The sequence below is a fragment of the Micromonospora purpureochromogenes genome, assembly GCF_900091515.1.
Classification (GTDB): Bacteria; Actinomycetota; Actinomycetes; order Mycobacteriales; family Micromonosporaceae; genus Micromonospora; species Micromonospora purpureochromogenes.
Genome location: NZ_LT607410.1, coordinates 2,634,053 through 2,651,554, shown reverse-complemented (window position 1 = coordinate 2,651,554; position 17,502 = coordinate 2,634,053). Strand labels below are relative to the sequence as shown.

The window sequence follows — 17,502 nt, the reverse complement described above, 5'->3', positions numbered from 1 at the left end:
TCACTCCCGGCCGCGACGGCGGCGCAGCGCGGCGAGGGCCTCGGCCAGGATGGCCGCCCCCTCCTCCTCACTGCGCCGCTCCTTCACGTACGCCAGGTGGGTCTTGTAGGGCTCGGGACGGGCCCGCCCGGGCGGGTTCTCCGCGTCCCGGCCGGCGGGCAGCCCGCAGCGGGGGCAGTCCCACAGCGGGGGCGCCTCGGCGTCCACCGCCATCCTGATCTCGGTGCCGTGCCCGTTGCGGCACCAGTAGGTCACCGCCCGGCGGGGTGCGGGCTCGTAGCGCTCGGCGGGGCGTTCGGGGGCAGACCCGATCCGTGAGCCACGGATGACGTTGCCACTGGGCACGGCTGCTCGCTCCTGTCGTCGGAGGGACCGCCGCTGGGCAGGGGGTGGGCGGCGGCGACGCGCTGCACAACGAACTGCGCGCGGTCCGTAACGGACCGCGCGCAGATTGTACGCCGAGACTCCGACAGGCTCAGGCCCCGCTGTTGAGCTGGAGCCGGAGCCAGAGGCCGAGCCCGACGATGCAGGCGAACCAGACGATGCTCACCAGGACGGTGTAGCGGTCGAGGTTCTTCTCGGCCACCGACGAGCCGGCCAGGCTGGAGCTGACGCCGCCGCCGAACATGCTCGACAGCCCGCCGCCCTTACCCCGGTGCAGCAGGATCAGCATGGTGAGCAGAACGCTCGTGATGACCAGCAACACGATCAACGTGTATGCGAACCAGATCGGCATGGCTGGGGTCAGTCCTCTCGTTACGATCCTCGCCCGGACAGATCGGGCACGGTGGCACCGACCGGTGGACGGGCGGCCTCAAGGATAGCGAGCGATCAGCGGGCGGTGTGCTCCGGGAACCGGCAGATCTTCGCGAACTCCTCGGCGTCCAGGCTGGCACCGCCGATCAGGGCCCCGTCCACGTCCGGCTGGGCCATGATCGAGGCCACGTTCGAGGACTTGACCGACCCGCCGTAGAGGATCCGGACCTGGTCCGCCGTGCCCTGGTCGAAGGTCTCGACCAGCCGTTTGCGCACCTCGCCGCAGACCTCCTGGGCGTCCTCCGGCGTCGCCGTCTTGCCGGTGCCGATCGCCCAGACCGGCTCGTACGCCACGACGACCTTGGCCACCTGCTCGGCGGTGAGCCCGCGCAGGGCGCCGTCGAGCTGGTCGCAGCAGTGCGGCACGTGCCGCAACTGCTCCCGGATCTCCAGGCCCTCGCCGATGCAGAGGATCGGGGTGAGCCCGTTGGCCAGCGCCGCCGCCACCTTGGCGTTGACGATCGCGTCGTCCTCGTAGTGGTAGGCGCGCCGCTCGGAGTGCCCCACCACCACGTACGTGCAGCCCAGCTTGGCCAGCATCGGCCCGGCGACGTCCCCGGTGTAGGCGCCCGACTGGTACGGCGACAGGTCCTGCGCGCCGTAGCCGATCAGCAGCTTGTCGCCGTCCACCGCGGTCTGCACGGTGCGCAGGTCGGTGAAGGGCGGCAGGACCACCGTCTCGACCTCGGTCAGCTGCTTCTCGGTGAGGCTCGCGGCCAGCTTCTGCACCAGCAGGTTGGCCTCGAGGTGGTTCAGGTTCATCTTCCAGTTGCCGGCCATCAGCGGCCGGCGGGTGACGCTCGCCATCACTTCTCCAGGGCCGCGATGCCGGGGAGGGTCTTGCCCTCCAGGTACTCCAGGGAGGCGCCACCGCCGGTGGAGATGTGATCGAAACCGGACTCGTCCAGCCCAAGCGAGCGCACTGCCGCCGCCGAGTCACCGCCACCGACCACGCTGAACGCGTCGGCCTTGGTGATCGCCTCGGCCACCCCGCGGGTGCCGGCGGCGAACGGCGCCATCTCGAACACGCCCATCGGACCGTTCCAGAAGATGGTCTTCGCCTGGGACAGCGCGGCGGCGAAGCCGGCCACCGTCTCCGGGCCGATGTCCAGCCCGAGCCGGTGGCTCGGGATGCCGTCGGCGCGCACCGTGTCGTGCGCGGCGTCCGGGGCGAAGGCGTCCGCGGCCACCACGTCGACCGGGAGCAGGATCTTGCCGCCGGACCGCTCCAGGAGGTTGCGGCAGGTCTCGACCATCTCCTCCTCCAGCAGCGAGGTGCCCACCTCGTGGCCCTGGGCCTTGAGGAAGGTGAAGCACATCCCGCCGCCGATGAGCAGCCGGTCCACCGTCGGCAGCAGCGCCTCGATGACCGCCAGCTTGTCGGAGACCTTGGAGCCGCCGAGCACCACCACGTACGGGCGCTCCGGCTGACCGGTCAGCTTGGAGAGCACCTCCACCTCGCGCAGCACCAACCGGCCCGCGACGTGCGGCAGCCGGGCGGGCACGTCGTACACGCTGGCGTGCTTGCGGTGCACCGCGCCGAACGCGTCGTCGACGTACGCGTCGCCGAACGCGGCGAGCTGGTCGGCGAACGCGCCCCGCTCGGCGTCGTCCTTGCTGGTCTCCCCCTTGTTGAACCGGAGGTTCTCCAGCAGGGCGACCTGGCCGTCGGCCAGCGCGTCCACGGTGGAGCGGGCCGAGTCGCCGACGGTGTCCTCGGCGAAGTGCACCGGCGCGTCGAGCAGCTCGCCGAGGCGACCGGCGACCGGGCGGAGGCTGAACTGCGGGTCCGGCGCGCCCTTCGGGCGGCCCAGGTGCGAGCAGACGACCACCTTGGCGCCGGCGGAGACCAGCGCGCTCAGGGTCGGCAGGACCGCGCGGATGCGGCCGTCGTCGGTGATCTCACCGGTCTGCTTGTCGAGCGGGACGTTCAGGTCGGCGCGCACCAGCACGCGCCGACCCGACACCCCCTCGGCGAGCAGGTCGTCGAGGTTGCGGATGCTCACAGCGAGGAACCCACCAGCTTGACCAGGTCGACGAGGCGGTTGGAGTAGCCCCACTCGTTGTCGTACCAGCCGACGACCTTGACCTGGTTGCCGACGACCTTGGTCAGCGGCGCGTCGAAGATGCAGGACGCCGGATCGGTGACGATGTCCGAGGAGACGATCGGGTCCTCGTTGTAGACCAGGATGCCCTTGAGCGGACCGTCCGCGGCGGCCTTCAGCGCGGCGTTGACCTCGTCCACCGTGGTCTCCCGACCCACGTTGACGGTCAGGTCGGTGACCGAGCCGGTCGGGATCGGCACCCGCAGCGCGTAGCCGTCCAGCTTGCCCTTCAGCTCCGGCAGCACCAGGCCGATCGCCTTGGCGGCGCCGGTCGAGGTCGGAACGATGTTCAGCGCGGCGGCCCGGGCCCGACGCAGGTCCTTGTGCGGCGCGTCCTGCAGGTTCTGGTCCTGCGTGTACGCGTGGATGGTGGTCATCAGACCGTGCTGGATGCCGAACGTGTCGTGCAGGACCTTCGCCATCGGGGCGAGGCAGTTGGTGGTGCACGAGGCGTTGGAGATGATGGTGTGCTGGGCCGGGTCGTACTGGTCGTGGTTCACGCCCATGACGACCGTGACGTCCTCGTTCTTCGCCGGCGCGGAGATGATGACCTTCTTGGCCCCGCCGTCGATGTGCGCCTTGGCCTTGGTGCCGTCGGTGAAGAAGCCGGTGGACTCGATGACCACGTCCGCGCCGACCTCGCCCCACGGCAGCGCCGCCGGGTCCTTCTCGGCGTACGCCTTGATGGTCTTGCCGCCCACGGTGATCTCGTCGGCGGTCGCCTTCACCTCGTGCGGGAGGCGGCCCAGGATGCTGTCGTACTTGACAAGGTGGGCGAGCGTCGCGTTGTCGGTCAGGTCGTTGACCGCCACAACCTCGATGTCAGCGCCGGATGCCAGCACTGCCCGGAAGAAGTTACGGCCGATCCGGCCGAAGCCGTTGATGCCAACCCGGATGGTCACAGGTCCCATCTCCTCGCGTTCTGGTCCGCCGGCATAAGACCCGGGCCGGCGGAGGTGTGTGCGCCGACCGTTGGAGCCGGCCGTTGACGGTTCATCTCGGCCACCCCGCCGCGGTCCGTGAAGACCTGACCGCCCGAGGCGGTGAGCACGGCGAGGAGTGCCTGTGCCGGCCCCCTTGCCGTACGCAGCGACCTTATCCGAGCGTGGGGTTTCACGCTGCGGCGGGTGGTGATCCCGCTCGCATCGTGGAGCCCCACCGTCCTATCAGACCACGAGCATGTCGGGTGTGACGGCCGCTTCGGTATCCGGGATGCCCAGGTCGCGGGCCCGCTTGTCGGCCAACGCCAGCAGCCGGCGGATCCGGCCGGCGATGGCGTCCTTGGTCAGCGGCGGGTCGGCCAGCGCGCCCAGCTCCTCCAGCGAGGCCTGCCGGTGCTCCAGGCGCAGCCGCCCGGCGTCGGTGAGGTGGTTCGGGGCGTCCTCGGCCAGGATCTCCAGCGCCCGGGTCACCCGGGCGGCGGCGGCCACCGCGGCGCGGGCCGAGCGGCGCAGGTTGGCGTCGTCGAAGTTGGCCAGCCGGTTGGCGGTGGCCCGGACCTCGCGGCGGACCCGGCGCTCCTCCCAGGCCAGCACGCTGGAGTGCGCGCCGACCCGCGTGAGCAGCGCGGCGATCGCGTCACCGTCCTTGACCACCACCCGGTCCACCCCGCGCACCTCGCGGTTCTTGGCGGTGATGCCGATCCGGCGGGCCGCGCCGACCAGGGCCAGCGCGGACTCCGGCCCCGGGCAGGTGATCTCCAGCGCGCTGGAGCGGCCCGGCTCGGTCAGCGAGCCGTGCGCCATGAACGCGCCCCGCCAGGCGGAGACCGCGCAGCAGACGTTGGCCGCCACCACGTGCGGCGGCAGGCCGCGCACCGGGCGACCGCGCACGTCGAGCAGGCCGGTCTGCCGGGCCAGCGCCTCGCCGTCCTTGACCACCCGGACGATGAAGTGGCTGCCCTTGCGCAACCCGCCGGAGGCGAGCACGTGGATCTCGCTCGGATAGCCGTACACCTCGGCGATCTCCCGGCGCAGCCGCCGGGCCACCGCCCCGGTGTCCAGTTCGGCCTCCACCACCACGCGACCGGAGACGATGTGCAGCCCGCCGGCGAAGCGCAGCAGCGCGGCCATCTCCGCCCGCCGGCAGCAGGGCTTGGGCACGTCGACCCGACTCAGCTCGTCCTTGACCGCAGCCGTCATCGCCATTCTGCGCCCCTCCACGGACCGGTACCGGCGTGTCGCCGGTGATTACGTACGTGCTTAACGATCGGCGCCCAGGACAGGCACCAACGCGGCGCCCAGGGCGGCCGGATCATGACGGGGAGAGCCGTCGGTGACGGCGACCGGGGCGAGGACCAGCCGGGCACCCAGCGATTCTGCCGCACGTCCGGCCGGTTCGGGATCACCCACCGCCTTCGAATCGGCCAGCACGAAGTCCACGGTGAGCTGCGGAAGGTACGAGTGCAGGGCGGCCAGGTGGTCGGCAACGGAAAGCCCGAGGGTCTCCTTCTCGGCCGCCAGGTTGAGGGTGACCAGCCGTCGGGCCCGGCTCGCGACGATCGCGGCGGCCAGCCCCGGCACCAGCAGGTGCGGCAGCACGCTGGTGTACCAGCTGCCCGGCCCGAAGATCAGCCAGTCCGCCTCGCCCACCGCGGCGACCGCCTCGGCGCACGCGTCCGGCGCGGTCGGGGTGAGCCGCAACGACTCCACCCGGCCGGTGGTCACCGCCACCTGGTGCTGGCCGCGCACCGTGCGTACCTCGTCGGGGCGCGCCTGGTCGGCGCCGCGCACCCGGGCCTCGATGCCCACCGGTTGGCGGGACATCGGCAGCACCCGGCCCACCGCGCCGAGCATCGCCCCGGCGTGCTCCAGCGCGGCCACCGGGTCGCCGAGCTGCTCCATCAGGCCGCAGAGCACCAGGTTGCCCACCGCGTGCCCGGCCAGGCCGTCGCCGGAGTCGCCGGCGAAGCGGTGCTGGAAGAGCCCGGCGCTGCGCCGGGTGGCGGGGTGGTCGCCGGCCAGCGCGACGAGCGCCTGCCGCAGGTCGCCCGGGGGCAGCCCGCCGCGCTCGGCGCGCAGCCGACCGCTGGAGCCGCCGTCGTCGCCGACGGTGACCACGGCGGTGATGTCCAGGTCGAGGTCGCCGGCGCAGTGCCGCAGCGCGCGCAGCGAGGCGGAGAGCCCGTGCCCCCCGCCGAAGGCGACCACCTTCGCCGCCGTCATTCCCGCCCCAGGTCCCGGTGCTGAGCGTTGGCGGCCAGATCCGACTGGCGCAGCCGGCCGGCCAGTTCCTCGGCGATGGCCACGCTGCGGTGCTTGCCACCGGTGCAGCCGACGGCCACGGTCAGGTAGCGCTTGCCCTCCCGCTCGAAGCCGGCGGTGGTGGCGTTGACCAGGTCGGCGTACGCGGCGACGAAGGCGTCCGCGCCCTCCTGGCCCAGCACGTACGCGCTGACCGCCTCCTCCCGCCCGGTGTGCTCGCGCAGCTCCGGCACCCAGTAGGGGTTGGGCAGGAACCGGGCGTCGAGCACGAAGTCGGCGTCGGGCGGCAGGCCGTACTTGAAGCCGAAGGAGATCACGGTGACCCGTAGCCGGCGGGCGTCCTCGCCGCCGAAGAGCTCCTCGATGCGCCGCCGCAGCTGGTTGACGTTGAGGTGGCTGGTGTCGATGATCACGTCGGCCTGGTCGCGGGCCTCCTCCAGCAGGCCGCGCTCCACGGCGATGCCGTCGGCCAGCCGCCCCTCGCCCTGCAACGGGTGCGAGCGCCGGACGCTCTCGAACCGGCGGATCAGCACCTCGTCGTCGGCGTCGACGAAGACCACCCGGGGTGAGAAGCCCCGGTCCCGCAGCTCGCGGATCGCCCCGGCGAGATCGGTGGAGAAGGCGCGCGAGCGCACGTCGAGCACCATCGCGGTACGCCGGGCCGCGCCGCCGGCCTTGACCGCCAGCTCGGCCATGTCCAGCATCAGCGCCTGGGGCAGGTTGTCCACCACGTAGTAGCCGACGTTCTCCAGGGCCCGGGCGACCGTGCTGCGGCCGCCACCGGACAGCCCGGTGACCACCACCAGGGTGGTGTCCGCCTCCGCCGTCGCCGCGCCGCCGTCCGGGGCGTACCCGTCGGTCGTCCGCACCTCGCTCACCCACTACCCCCCAGCCGTGCCGCGTCCGGTTCGTCCCGGACACGCATGGTCGATCAGCGACTCTATCCTCCCGGGCGGCGTCGATCGGTTCCCGCCCGTCCGACCGGTGCCGGTGTCGGCACGGCGGCCTCTCCAGGAAGCGGCGACGGCGGGGCGGGTATTCCCGCCCGGGTCGGCGTCGGCGCGTTGTCGGCGTCGGCTCGTAGACTCCGCGGATGACCTCCCCCACCGACCTGCGCACCGAGGACGCGCTGCGGGTGCTCCGCCGGGTCTTCGGCTACGACGCCTTCCGCGGCTTCCAGCGCGAGGTCATCGACCACGTGGTGGCCGGCGGCGACGCGCTGGTGCTGATGCCCACCGGCGGCGGCAAGTCGCTGTGCTACCAGATCCCCGCCCTGGTCCGCGAGGGCGTCGCGGTGGTGGTCTCCCCGCTGATCGCGCTGATGCAGGACCAGGTCGACGCGCTGACCGCCGTCGGCGTGCGGGCCGGGTTCCTCAACTCGACGCAGGACCTGGAGGCTCGTCGCCGGGTGGAGAAGGCCTTCCTCGCCGGCGAGCTGGACCTGCTCTACCTCGCCCCGGAGGCGCTGGGCTCCCGGGCCACCCTCGGCCTGCTCGACCGGGGCCGGATCGCCCTGTTCGCCATCGACGAGGCGCACTGCGTCTCGCAGTGGGGGCACGACTTCCGCCCCGACTACCTGGCCCTGTCGATGCTGCACGAGCGGTGGCCGACGGTGCCCCGGATCGCGCTCACCGCCACCGCGACCAGCGCCACCCGCGCCGAGATCGCCAGCCGGCTCAAGCTGACCGACGCCCGGCACTTCGTGGCCAGCTTCGACCGGCCCAACATCCAGTACCGGATCGTGCCGAAGAAGGAGCCGCGCAAGCAGCTGCTGGCCCTGCTGCGCGACGAGCACCCCGGCGACGCCGGCATCGTCTACTGCCTGTCCCGGTCGTCGGTGGAGAAGACCGCCGAGTTCCTGGTCGCCAACGGGGTGGCCGCGCTGCCGTACCACGCCGGCCTGGACGCGGCCACCCGCGCCGCCAACCAGCAGCGTTTCCTGCGCGAGGACGGCCTGGTCATGGTGGCGACGATCGCGTTCGGGATGGGCATCGACAAGCCCGACGTCCGGTTCGTCGCCCACCTCGACCTGCCGAAGTCGGTCGAGGGCTACTACCAGGAGACCGGTCGCGCCGGGCGGGACGGCCTGCCGTCCACCGCCTGGCTGGCGTACGGCCTGCAGGACGTGGTGCAGCAGCGCAAGATGATCGAGACGTCGGAGGGCGACCTCGCGCACCGGCGCAACCTCGCCACCCACCTCGACGCGATGCTGGCCCTCTGCGAGACGGTCCGCTGCCGCCGGGTGCAGTTGCTCGAATACTTCGGTCAGAGCGGGGCGGCCGGCTGCGGCAACTGCGACACCTGCCTCACCCCGCCGGAGACCTGGGACGGCACGGTGCCGGCGCAGAAGCTGCTCTCCACCGTCTTCCGGCTGGACCGGGAGCGCAACCAGCGCTTCGGCGCCGGGCATTGCGTCGACATCCTGCTCGGCAAGCAGACCGACAAGATCACCCAGTACGGCCACGACTCGCTGAGCACCTTCGGCATCGGCACCGAACTGCGGGAGGCCGAGTGGCGCGGGGTGGTCCGGCAACTGCTCGCCGAGGGGCTGCTCGCCGTCGAGGGCGACTACGGCACCCTGGCCCTCACCGAGGCCAGCGCGGAGGTGCTCGGCCGCCGGCGCACGGTGACCATGCGCCGGGAGCCGGAACGGCCGACGTCCGGCCGATCCGCGAAGCCCCGGGGCGCGGCCACCGTCGTCGCCGACCTCGCCCCGGAGGCGGCGTCGGTCTTCGAGCGGCTGCGCGCCTGGCGAGCGGCCACCGCGAAGGAGCAGGGCGTCCCCGCGTACGTGATCTTCCACGACGCCACGCTGCGACAGATCGCCACCGAGGCGCCCAGCTCGCTGGCCGGGCTCGCCCAGATCAACGGCGTCGGCGAGAACAAGCTGGCCAAGTACGGCGAGGGCATCCTCGCCGTACTAGCGGAGGGCTGACCCCCGGGTACGACGCAAGGGCCGGCCCTGTGTGGGGCCGGCCCTTGTCGTCGGTTGGGTCAGGAGGCGGCGGAGTAGCCGCGGGTGGCGATCCAGTCGGCGAGGTTGTCGACGCTGATCCGGTAGGAGGCCTGCTCGGGGTTGGCGGAGTCGGCGATGGTGACGGTGTTGCCGCCGTCGCGGTAGCCGATGACGCTGATGTAGTGCCCGCCTTCGAAGGAGTGGGTGGTGCCGTCGGTGTCGGTGGTGGTGCCGGCGATGTTGGCGACCACGGCGCGGCCGTCGTCGATGGTGCGGACGATGTCGGTGCGCAGCTTGTCGGTCTGCTTGCGGTCGGCCTTGCTGTCGCGGATCTCCACCGAGCGGTAGGCGTTCTTCTTGCCGGTTTCCTTGTTCAGTACCGGGGTGATGTCGTTGATGCTGTTGGTGCCGTCTTCGGTGGTGCCCATCTCCTTGGCCATGGCGTCGACGTCGATGTCCTTGCCCTGTACGGAGAGGGCGTTGCGGGTGGCGGCGGGGCCGCAGTAGTAGAAGTTCGGCTGGGCCTGGTAGCGCACGTTGAGCTCCCGCTCACCGTGCTGCGACTTGCGGTCGGTCTGCACGGTGGTGGTGGCCTGGGTGGGGGCGGCGTGCGCGGCGAGGGCCGGGCCGGCGATCCCACCGGCGGTGGCGGCAACACCGGCGAAGGTCAGGGCGGTCTTGCGGATCAGATCGGTACGCATCAGGGGTGCACCTTTCGATCGGGGGACACACGCACACCGCCGGGGGACGGCAGGGCGCGTTGCAAGGAAGTCAAAGAAGAGGGATCCCGGCGGCCGCACGAAAGGGCTCTGCTCGGGTGTCCGGGGGGATGTAACCAACCGGGGTGGGCCGGCATTCCGCCGGGCCTGACTCTCCGGTTCACCGTCCGGGCCGGGGCCACCGCGGTCTGCCATGTACAACGACCCCGCCCCGCCGGCCATTCCGCCACGGGGTCGGCCCCGACCACCCGACGCCGCAGCCCAGACCGGACACCCGGGCGGCGACCGCCAGACCCGGAACCGGACATTCGGTCGTGAACCGGCTGGGCTGGTGACGACCTCGCTCGAGGTGTCGGCCGGTCGGCTACCCGCCCCCACATTCCGGTCGGTGACGCCTTCGCACCCCGCCGAGCCGGCGCAACGTCGCCGCGTGGGGCGTGTCGCGGCGCGGGGCATGACCGCGACGAGCGTGATACCTGTGAGGTATCAAAATGCCTCAGAGGTATCGCGCTCACCGGACAGCTTCCCTCCAACAGTCGCCTGTAGGAGGGGCCACCGGTGCCGCACGGCTGGACCCGACGACCACCGGGCCGCCAATCCGGGACCGCCGGTCGCGCCTCAGACGGCCATCGGCCGACAGGAAGCTGACGGAGGGTCAGCGACCCGCCTTGGTGCCCTCGTCCAGCGCGGCCAGGATCGCCTCGGCGGTCCGCTTCCCCACCCCGGGCACCTCGGTGATCTCCTCCACGCTCGCGGCGGAGAGCCGCTTGAGCGAGCCGAAGTGCCGCAGCAGCGCCTTGCGGCGTACCTCGCCGAGGCCGGGGACGTTGTCCAGCGCGGATTCGGTCATTCGCTTGGAGCGGCGCTGCCGGTGGAAGGTGATGGCGAAGCGGTGCGCCTCGTCGCGGACGCGTTGCAGCAGGTAGAGCCCCTCGGACGTGCGCGGGAGGATGACCGGGAACTCGTCGTCGGGCAGCCAGACCTCCTCCAGCCGCTTGGCCAGGCCGCAGAGCGCCACGTCGTCGATGCCCAGCTCGGCCAGCGCCTGGGCGGCCGCCGCCACCTGCGGTGCGCCGCCGTCGACCACCACCAGCTGCGGCGGGTACGCGAACCGGCGCGGCCGCCCGGTGGTCGGGTCGATGCCGGGCCGGTCCGGGTCGGCGGCGGTCTCCTCGCCGATCTCGCCGCTCTCGGCCCGGGCGTCGAGGTAGCGGGCGAAGCGGCGGCGCAGCACCTCGGACATCGCGGAGAGGTCGTCGGTGGCGCCCCGGACGATGAAGTGGCGGTACTCGCTCTTGCGGGGCAGCCCGTCCTCGAAGACGACCATGCTGGCCACCACGTCGGTGCCCTGGATCTGCGAGACGTCGAAGCACTCGATGCGCAGCGGGGACGTCCGCATGCCGAGCGCCTCGCTGATCTCGTCGAGCGCCTTGCCGCGGGTGGTCAGGTCGCCGGCCCGGCGCAGCTTGTGCCGGGCGAGCGCGTCCTTCGCGTTGCGCTCGACCGTCTCCATGAGCGACCTCTTGTCGCCGCGCTGGGGCACCCGCAGCGACACCCGGCTGCCCCGGTGGCTGGAGAGCCAGTCGGCCAGCGCATCGGCGTCGGCCGGCAGTTCCGGGACCAGCAACTCGCGGGGCACGTCCGCCTCGCCGTGCTCGCCGCCGTAGACCTGGGTGCAGAAGTGGTGCACCAGGTCGCCGGTGCTCAGCTCCTCGGTCTTCTCCACCACCCAGCCGCGCTGGCCGCGCACCCGCCCGTCGCGGACGTGGAAGACCTGCACGGCGGCTTCCAACGGGTCGTCGGCGAAGGCCACCACGTCGGCGTCGGTGCCGTCGCCGAGCACCACGGTCTGCTTCTCCATGGCCCGGCGCAGCGCGGCGACGTCGTCGCGCAGCCGCGCGGCCCGCTCGAACTCCAGCTGTTCGCTGGCCTCGGTCATCTCCCGTTCCAGCTTGCGGACCATGGTGTCGGTGCGGCCGGCCATGAAGTCGCAGAAGCCGTTGACGATGTCGCGGTGCTCGTCGGCGGAGACGCTGCCGACGCAGGGCGCGGAGCACTTGCCGATGTACCCCAGCAGGCACGGCCGGCCCACCTGGCCGGCCCGCTTGAACACCCCGGAGGAGCAGGTCCGCGCCGGGAAGACGCGCAGCAGCAGGTCGAGGGTCTCGCGGATCGCCCAGGCGTGCGAGTACGGCCCGAAGTAGCGCACCCCCTTGCGCTTGGCGCCGCGCATCACCTGCAGGCGGGGGTACTCCTCGTCGAGGGTGACCGCCAGATACGGGTACGACTTGTCGTCGCGGTAGCGGACGTTGAACCGGGGGTCGTACTGCTTGATCCAGGTGAACTCCTGCTGGAGCGCCTCGACCTCGGTGGCGACGGTGATCCAGTCCACCGACTCGGCGGTGAAGACCATCTGCCGGGTGCGCTGGTGCAGGTTGACCGGGTCGGCGAAGTACGAGTTGAGCCGGCTGCGCAGGTTCCTCGCCTTGCCGACGTAGATCACCCGGCCGGTGCCGTCCCGGAAGCGGTAGACCCCCGGCGACTCCGGGATGCTGCCGGGCGCGGGACGGTAGGTCGAGGGGTCAGCCACCCGTCAAGACTAATCCGCACCTCCGACACGCTCCCCCGACCCGCGGGGTGCTCCCCCGCCGCCCGGCCGGTGGATCATGAGGCCGACGTCGCCGGCCTCATGATCGAGCAGGCCCGGTGCCGGCGACGGCGGTTCAGGCCAGGCTGATCTGGTCGCCCTGGACCTTGAGCGTCTTCGGCGCGAGCGGCTTGGTCGCCGGGCCCTGCTTCACTGAGCCGTCGGTGATGGAGTACTTGCTGTTGTGGCAGGTGCAGTTGATGGTGCCGCCGTCGACGTTCGACACCGGGCAGCCCTGGTGGGTGCAGATCGGGTCGAAGCCCTTGAACTGCCCCGGCTCCGGCTGGGTGATCACCACGCCCTGGGCGGCGTAGACCTGGCCCCCACCGACCGGGATGTCGCCGGTCGTCGCCAGCGAGGACGAGCCCTCGCGGTCGCCGCCCTCCGCGTCGCCGGCGGTGGCGCCCGGTCCGCCGCTGGTCGGCGCGGTCGTCCCGGCCCCGGAGTCGTCGCCTCCACAGGCGGTCAGGAGGACCGACGCCCCTACCGCGCCGGCGCCCGCGAGCAGGGCTCGCCGCGTCTGCGTACCGGGTCCGGTCAACACCTGGTCGTCACTCATCTCCGGCCTTTCTCTCGACTGCCGCCGCCGGTCGTCGACCTCGCGGCCTCACCTCGGCACACGCAACACTGTGCCCGACGGTTCAATCTCCTCGGCCCGCGGCTCGCCGGGGAACGGAAGGGGCGGCCCGGTTCCCCGACCCGCCCCGCCGTACCGTCGTTCAGCGCGCCGCGGCCGGCACCTTCCGGGTACGCGACTTCGTAGCGCTGCCGTTGGCCTTGGCCGCCCGGCTGGTCGCCGCCTTGGCGCCCTTGGCCTCGCCGTCGAGCTTGAGCACCTGGCGCAGGAACTGGCCGGTGTGGCTCTCGGCCACCTCGGCGACCTCCTCCGGGGTGCCGGTGGCGAGCACCATGCCGCCCCGGTGGCCGCCCTCCGGACCCATGTCGATCAGCCAGTCCGCCGTCTTGATCACGTCGAGGTTGTGCTCGATGGTGATCACCGTGTTGCCCTTGTCGACCAGGCCCTCCAGCACCATCAGCAGCTTGCGGATGTCCTCGAAGTGCAAGCCGGTGGTCGGCTCGTCGAGCACGTAGACCGTCCGCCCGGTGGAGCGCTTCTGCAGCTCGGAGGCGAGCTTGACCCGCTGCGCCTCACCGCCGGAGAGCGTCGGCGCCGGCTGGCCGAGCCGGACGTAGCCCAGGCCGACGTCGACCAGCGTCTTGAGGTGCCGGTGGATGGCCGGAATCGCGGAGAAGAACTCCGCCGCCTCCTCGATCGGCATCTCCAGCACGTCGGAGACGGTCTTGCCCTTGTAGTGCACCTCCAGCGTCTCCCGGTTGTACCGGGCACCCTTGCAGACCTCGCAGGGGACGTAGACGTCCGGCAGGAAGTTCATCTCGATCTTGATGGTGCCGTCGCCGGAGCACGCCTCGCAGCGGCCGCCCTTGACGTTGAACGAGAACCGGCCCGGGCCGTACCCCCGGACCTTGGCCTCGGTGGTCTCGGCGAAGAGCTTGCGGACGTGGTCCCAGACGCCGGTGTAGGTGGCCGGGTTGGAGCGCGGCGTCCGGCCGATCGGGGACTGGTCGACGCCGACGACCTTGTCCACGTGCTCCAGGCCGCTGACCCGGGTGTGCCGGCCCGGCACCAGCCGGGCGCCGTTGATCTGGTTGGCCAGCACCGCGTAGAGAATGTCGTTGACCAGCGTCGACTTGCCGGAGCCGCTGACCCCGGTGACCGCGATGAGCTGGCCCAGTGGGAAGGAGACGGTGAGGTTGCGCAGGTTGTGCTCCCGCGCGCCGTGCACCACCAGCTCCCGCTCCGGGGTGTGCGGGCGGCGCTGCCGGGGCGTCGGGATCGACCTGCGCCCCGACAGGTACGCCCCGGTGACCGACTCCGGGTTCTCCAGCAGCGCCGGCACCGAGCCGCTGTGCACGATCTCGCCGCCGTGCTCGCCGGCGCCCGGACCGATGTCGACGATCCAGTCGGCGACCCGGATGGTGTCCTCGTCGTGCTCCACCACGATCAGCGTGTTGCCCAGGCCGCGCAGCCGCAGCAGCGTCTCGATCAGCCGGTGGTTGTCCCGCTGGTGCAGGCCGATGGAGGGCTCGTCGAGCACGTAGAGCACGCCGACCAGGCCGGAACCGATCTGGGTGGCGAGCCGGATGCGCTGCGCCTCGCCGCCGGAGAGCGTCCCGGCCGGGCGGTCCAGGGAGAGGTAGTCCAGACCGACGTCGAGCAGGAACTTCAGTCGGGCGTTGATCTCCTTGAGCACCCGCTCGGCGATCATCTTCTGCCGGTCGGTCAGCTCGATGCCGGCCAGCAGCTCGGCCGCCTCGCCGACGGACAGGTTGCAGACCTCGGCGATGCTCTTGCCGGCCAGGGTGACCGCGAGCACCTCGGGCTTGAGTCGGGCGCCGCCGCAGGCCGCGCAGGGCACGTCCCGCATGTAGCCCTCGTACTTGTCCCGCGACCACTCCGACTCGGTGTCGGTGTGCCGGCGCTCGATCCACTGCACCACGCCCTCGAAGCCGGTGTAGTAGGAGCGCTCGCGGCCGTACTTGTTGCGGTAGCGCACGTGCACCTGGTCGTCGGAGCCGTGCAGGATCGTCTTCTGCGCCCGCGCCGGCAGCGCCCGCCAGGGCGTGTCGATGTCGAAGTGCTGGCTCTCGCCGAGCGCCTCCAGCAGCCGGAGGAAGTATTCGAGGTTGTGCCCGGTGGCCCAGGGCTGGATCGCGCCCTCGCGCAGGGTGCGCTCCGGGTCGGGGACGACCAGCTCGGGGTCGACCTCCTTCTTGGTGCCCAGGCCGGTGCACTCCGGGCAGGCGCCGTACGGCGCGTTGAAGGAGAAGACCCGGGGCTCCAGGTCCTCGATCGCCAGCGGGTGGTCGTTCGGGCAGGCCAGGTGCTCGGAGTAGCGGCGCTCCCGGTCCGGGTCGTCCTCGGCCAGGTCGACGAAGTCGAGCAGCACCAGGCCGCCGGAGAGGCCCAGCGCGGCCTCGATCGAGTCGGTGAGCCGCTGCTTGGCGCCAGCCTTGACGCTGAGCCGGTCGATCACCACCTCGATGGTGTGCTTCTCCTGCTTCTTGAGCTTGGGCGGCTCGGTCAGCGGATGCACCACGCCGTCGACCCGGGCCCGGGCGTAGCCCTTGGCCTGGAGCTCGACGAAGAGGTCGACGTACTCGCCCTTGCGGCCGCGCACCACCGGCGCGAGCACCATGAAACGGGTGCCCTCGGCCATGCCGAGGACCCGGTCGACGATCTGCTGCGGGGTCTGCCGGGAGATCCGCTCCCCGCAGACCGGGCAGTGCGGCTCGCCGATGCGGGCGAAGAGCAGCCGGAGGTAGTCGTAGACCTCGGTGATGGTGCCGACGGTGGAGCGCGGGTTGCGCGAGGTCGACTTCTGGTCGATGGAGACCGCGGGGCTCAGGCCCTCGATGAAGTCGACGTCGGGCTTGTCCATCTGGCCGAGGAACTGCCGGGCGTACGACGACAGCGACTCGACGTACCGGCGCTGGCCCTCGGCGAAGATGGTGTCGAAGGCCAGGCTGGACTTGCCCGAGCCGGACAGCCCGGTGAAGACGATCAGGGCGTCCCGGGGCAGGTCGAGACTGACGTCACGCAGATTGTGCTCGCGCGCGCCACGGATGATCAGTCGGTCGGCCACTGTCCGTGTACTCCCGGGTGAAGAAAGTGAGGCGGATCTGTCCGCTCGGAGCGTGATCTGAGCGGTTTACGGGCGCAGAAATGACGCCTCGGCAACTCTAGCCCCGAGGTACGACAACTTTCCGCGCCCGCACATTCCCCCAGCTCACACCGGTCGAGCCGGGGTGGCCCACGCCGGTGCGGGGTTCAGAATCCGCCGGGTGACGCCGGGGGTGCCGGACGCGCCGTCCGCCGGCGGCCACCCCGCCACCCGCCGCGCCGCTCGGCCGCCAGCCGGGTCTCCCGGCGGCGGCTCTCGTACGCCACCTCCCGCTGCAACCGGCGCCAGTTCTCCCAGCGCCGCACGGGCAGCTCCCCGGTCTCCAGCGCCTCCCGCACCGCGCAGGCCGGCTCGGCCTCGTGCCCGCAGTCGGCGTACCGGCAACCGGTGGCCAGCTCGGCGATGTCGGAGAAGGCACGGTCCAGCCCGGCGGAGCCGTCCAGCAGGCCCACCGCCCGTACCCCCGGGGTGTCCAGCACCGCGCCGCCGCCCGGAACCGGCACCAGCGACCGCCAGGTGGTGGTGTGCCGGCCCTTGCCGTCCACCCGGCGGATCGCCTGGGTCGGCATGACCGCGGCCCCGGCCAGCGCGTTGACCAGGCTCGACTTGCCGGCCCCGGACGGACCGAGCAGGCCGAGCGTCAGCCCGGGGGCGACGAGCGGACGCAGCGGCTCCAGCCCGGTGCCCCGCTCGGCGCTGACCGGCAGCACCGGCACCCCCGGCGCCACCGCGGCGAGCTGCCGGGCCACGGCCGCCGGATCGGCGGCCAGGTCGACCTTGGTGAGCACGACCACGGGCCGCGCCCCGGACTCGTGGGCCAGGGAGAGCAACCGCTCGATGCGGGCGACGTCCGGTTCCGGGTGCACCGGCTCGACCACCGCGGCGGCGTCGAGGTTGGCGGCGAGCACCTGCCCGCTGGCGTCCTTGCCGGCGGTCCGGCGCACCAGCGCGGTACGGCGCGGCAGCACCGTCTCCACGGTGAGCGGGCCGTCCGGCCAGGTGGCCAGGAGCACCCAGTCGCCGGCGCAGGGCAGGGCGGTCAGGTCGCGGGCCGCGGCGGCGAGCACCGCCGGGCCGAGGCTGGCGCGGACGGGTCCGTCCGCGCAGAGCACGGTGCAGACCCCGCGGTCGACCCGGGCCACCCGGCCCGGTCGGCGGTCGGGGCGCCGTCGTGCGTACGCCGCCCGGTCGGCGTCGAAACCGAGGGCGGAAAGATCGATGGTCATGGCATCCTCATCGGAGTCGGAACTGGTCGTGGTGGTGCACGCGTGCTGCTACCGGCATGGCCACCACCTCTCCTCCGATGTCCGGGTGCCGCGTTCGATGCCGACGGTAGGTGCCGCGGCGACGCG

The 17,502-nt window shown here is 72.2% G+C and carries 14 protein-coding genes; 1 reads left to right on the top strand and 13 read right to left on the bottom strand.

Features of this window, described 5'->3' with window-relative positions; all coding sequences use genetic code 11:
• The 8 genes from GA0074696_RS12355 to rapZ form a co-directional block, all read right to left on the bottom strand.
• Positions 1-345, bottom strand: coding sequence for an RNA polymerase-binding protein RbpA (locus tag GA0074696_RS12355; protein ID WP_088961244.1), 345 nt, complete (start codon positions 343-345; stop codon positions 1-3).
• A gap of 130 nt (positions 346-475) precedes the next feature.
• Complete coding sequence (gene secG / locus GA0074696_RS12350; RefSeq protein WP_067304373.1) at positions 476-736, bottom strand: preprotein translocase subunit SecG; 261 nt, start codon at positions 734-736, stop codon at positions 476-478.
• A gap of 95 nt (positions 737-831) precedes the next feature.
• Positions 832-1,623 carry a triose-phosphate isomerase gene (tpiA, locus tag GA0074696_RS12345; RefSeq protein ID WP_088961243.1) on the bottom strand — a complete coding sequence of 264 codons (792 nt, stop codon included), beginning with the start codon at positions 1,621-1,623 and terminating at the stop codon, positions 832-834.
• Complete coding sequence (locus tag GA0074696_RS12340) at positions 1,623-2,822, bottom strand: phosphoglycerate kinase (protein ID WP_088961242.1); 1,200 nt, start codon at positions 2,820-2,822, stop codon at positions 1,623-1,625. The genes tpiA and GA0074696_RS12340 overlap by 1 nt, the downstream gene beginning before the upstream one ends.
• Positions 2,819-3,823, bottom strand: a complete 1,005-nt coding sequence (gene gap, locus GA0074696_RS12335) for a type I glyceraldehyde-3-phosphate dehydrogenase (protein ID WP_088961241.1) — start codon at positions 3,821-3,823, stop codon at positions 2,819-2,821. The genes GA0074696_RS12340 and gap overlap by 4 nt, the downstream gene beginning before the upstream one ends.
• Before the next feature lie 264 nt (positions 3,824-4,087).
• A complete protein-coding gene (gene whiA, locus GA0074696_RS12330) occupies positions 4,088-5,068 on the bottom strand; it encodes a DNA-binding protein WhiA (protein WP_088961240.1) in 981 nt (326 codons plus the stop codon).
• Positions 5,069-5,122: 54 nt separating this feature from the next.
• The gene (locus GA0074696_RS12325) at positions 5,123-6,085 is read right to left on the bottom strand and encodes a gluconeogenesis factor YvcK family protein (protein ID WP_088961239.1); all 963 of its coding nucleotides are present in this window, start codon (positions 6,083-6,085) and stop codon (positions 5,123-5,125) included.
• Positions 6,082-7,002 (bottom strand): RNase adapter RapZ, encoded by a 921-nt coding sequence (rapZ, locus tag GA0074696_RS12320; protein WP_407940578.1) that lies wholly within the window; start codon positions 7,000-7,002, stop codon positions 6,082-6,084. Before rapZ ends, GA0074696_RS12325 begins: the two co-directional genes overlap by 4 nt.
• Positions 7,003-7,217: 215 nt before the next feature.
• Here rapZ and recQ point away from each other — a divergent pair, with 215 nt between their 5' ends.
• Positions 7,218-9,059: a DNA helicase RecQ gene (gene recQ / locus GA0074696_RS12315; RefSeq protein WP_088961238.1), complete on the top strand. Its 1,842-nt coding sequence runs from the start codon at positions 7,218-7,220 to the stop codon at positions 9,057-9,059.
• A gap of 59 nt (positions 9,060-9,118) precedes the next feature.
• Here recQ and GA0074696_RS12310 read toward each other — a convergent pair whose 3' ends face one another.
• From GA0074696_RS12310 to rsgA, 5 genes are all read right to left on the bottom strand, one after another.
• Positions 9,119-9,781, bottom strand: coding sequence for a C39 family peptidase (locus GA0074696_RS12310; protein WP_088961237.1), 663 nt, complete (start codon positions 9,779-9,781; stop codon positions 9,119-9,121).
• Between the two features lie 673 nt (positions 9,782-10,454).
• On the bottom strand, positions 10,455-12,389 hold the full coding sequence (gene uvrC, locus GA0074696_RS12305; RefSeq protein WP_088961236.1) for an excinuclease ABC subunit UvrC: 1,935 nt from the start codon (positions 12,387-12,389) through the stop codon (positions 10,455-10,457).
• Between the two features lie 133 nt (positions 12,390-12,522).
• Positions 12,523-13,005, bottom strand: coding sequence for a Rieske (2Fe-2S) protein (locus GA0074696_RS12300; RefSeq protein ID WP_088961235.1), 483 nt, complete (start codon positions 13,003-13,005; stop codon positions 12,523-12,525).
• Positions 13,006-13,165: 160 nt separating this feature from the next.
• Positions 13,166-16,111, bottom strand: coding sequence for an excinuclease ABC subunit UvrA (gene uvrA / locus GA0074696_RS12295; RefSeq protein ID WP_088961234.1), 2,946 nt, complete (start codon positions 16,109-16,111; stop codon positions 13,166-13,168).
• Positions 16,112-16,296: 185 nt separating this feature from the next.
• Positions 16,297-17,376 carry a ribosome small subunit-dependent GTPase A gene (rsgA, locus tag GA0074696_RS12290; protein WP_088961233.1) on the bottom strand — a complete coding sequence of 360 codons (1,080 nt, stop codon included), beginning with the start codon at positions 17,374-17,376 and terminating at the stop codon, positions 16,297-16,299.
• Between the last annotated feature and the right edge of the window lie 126 nt (positions 17,377-17,502).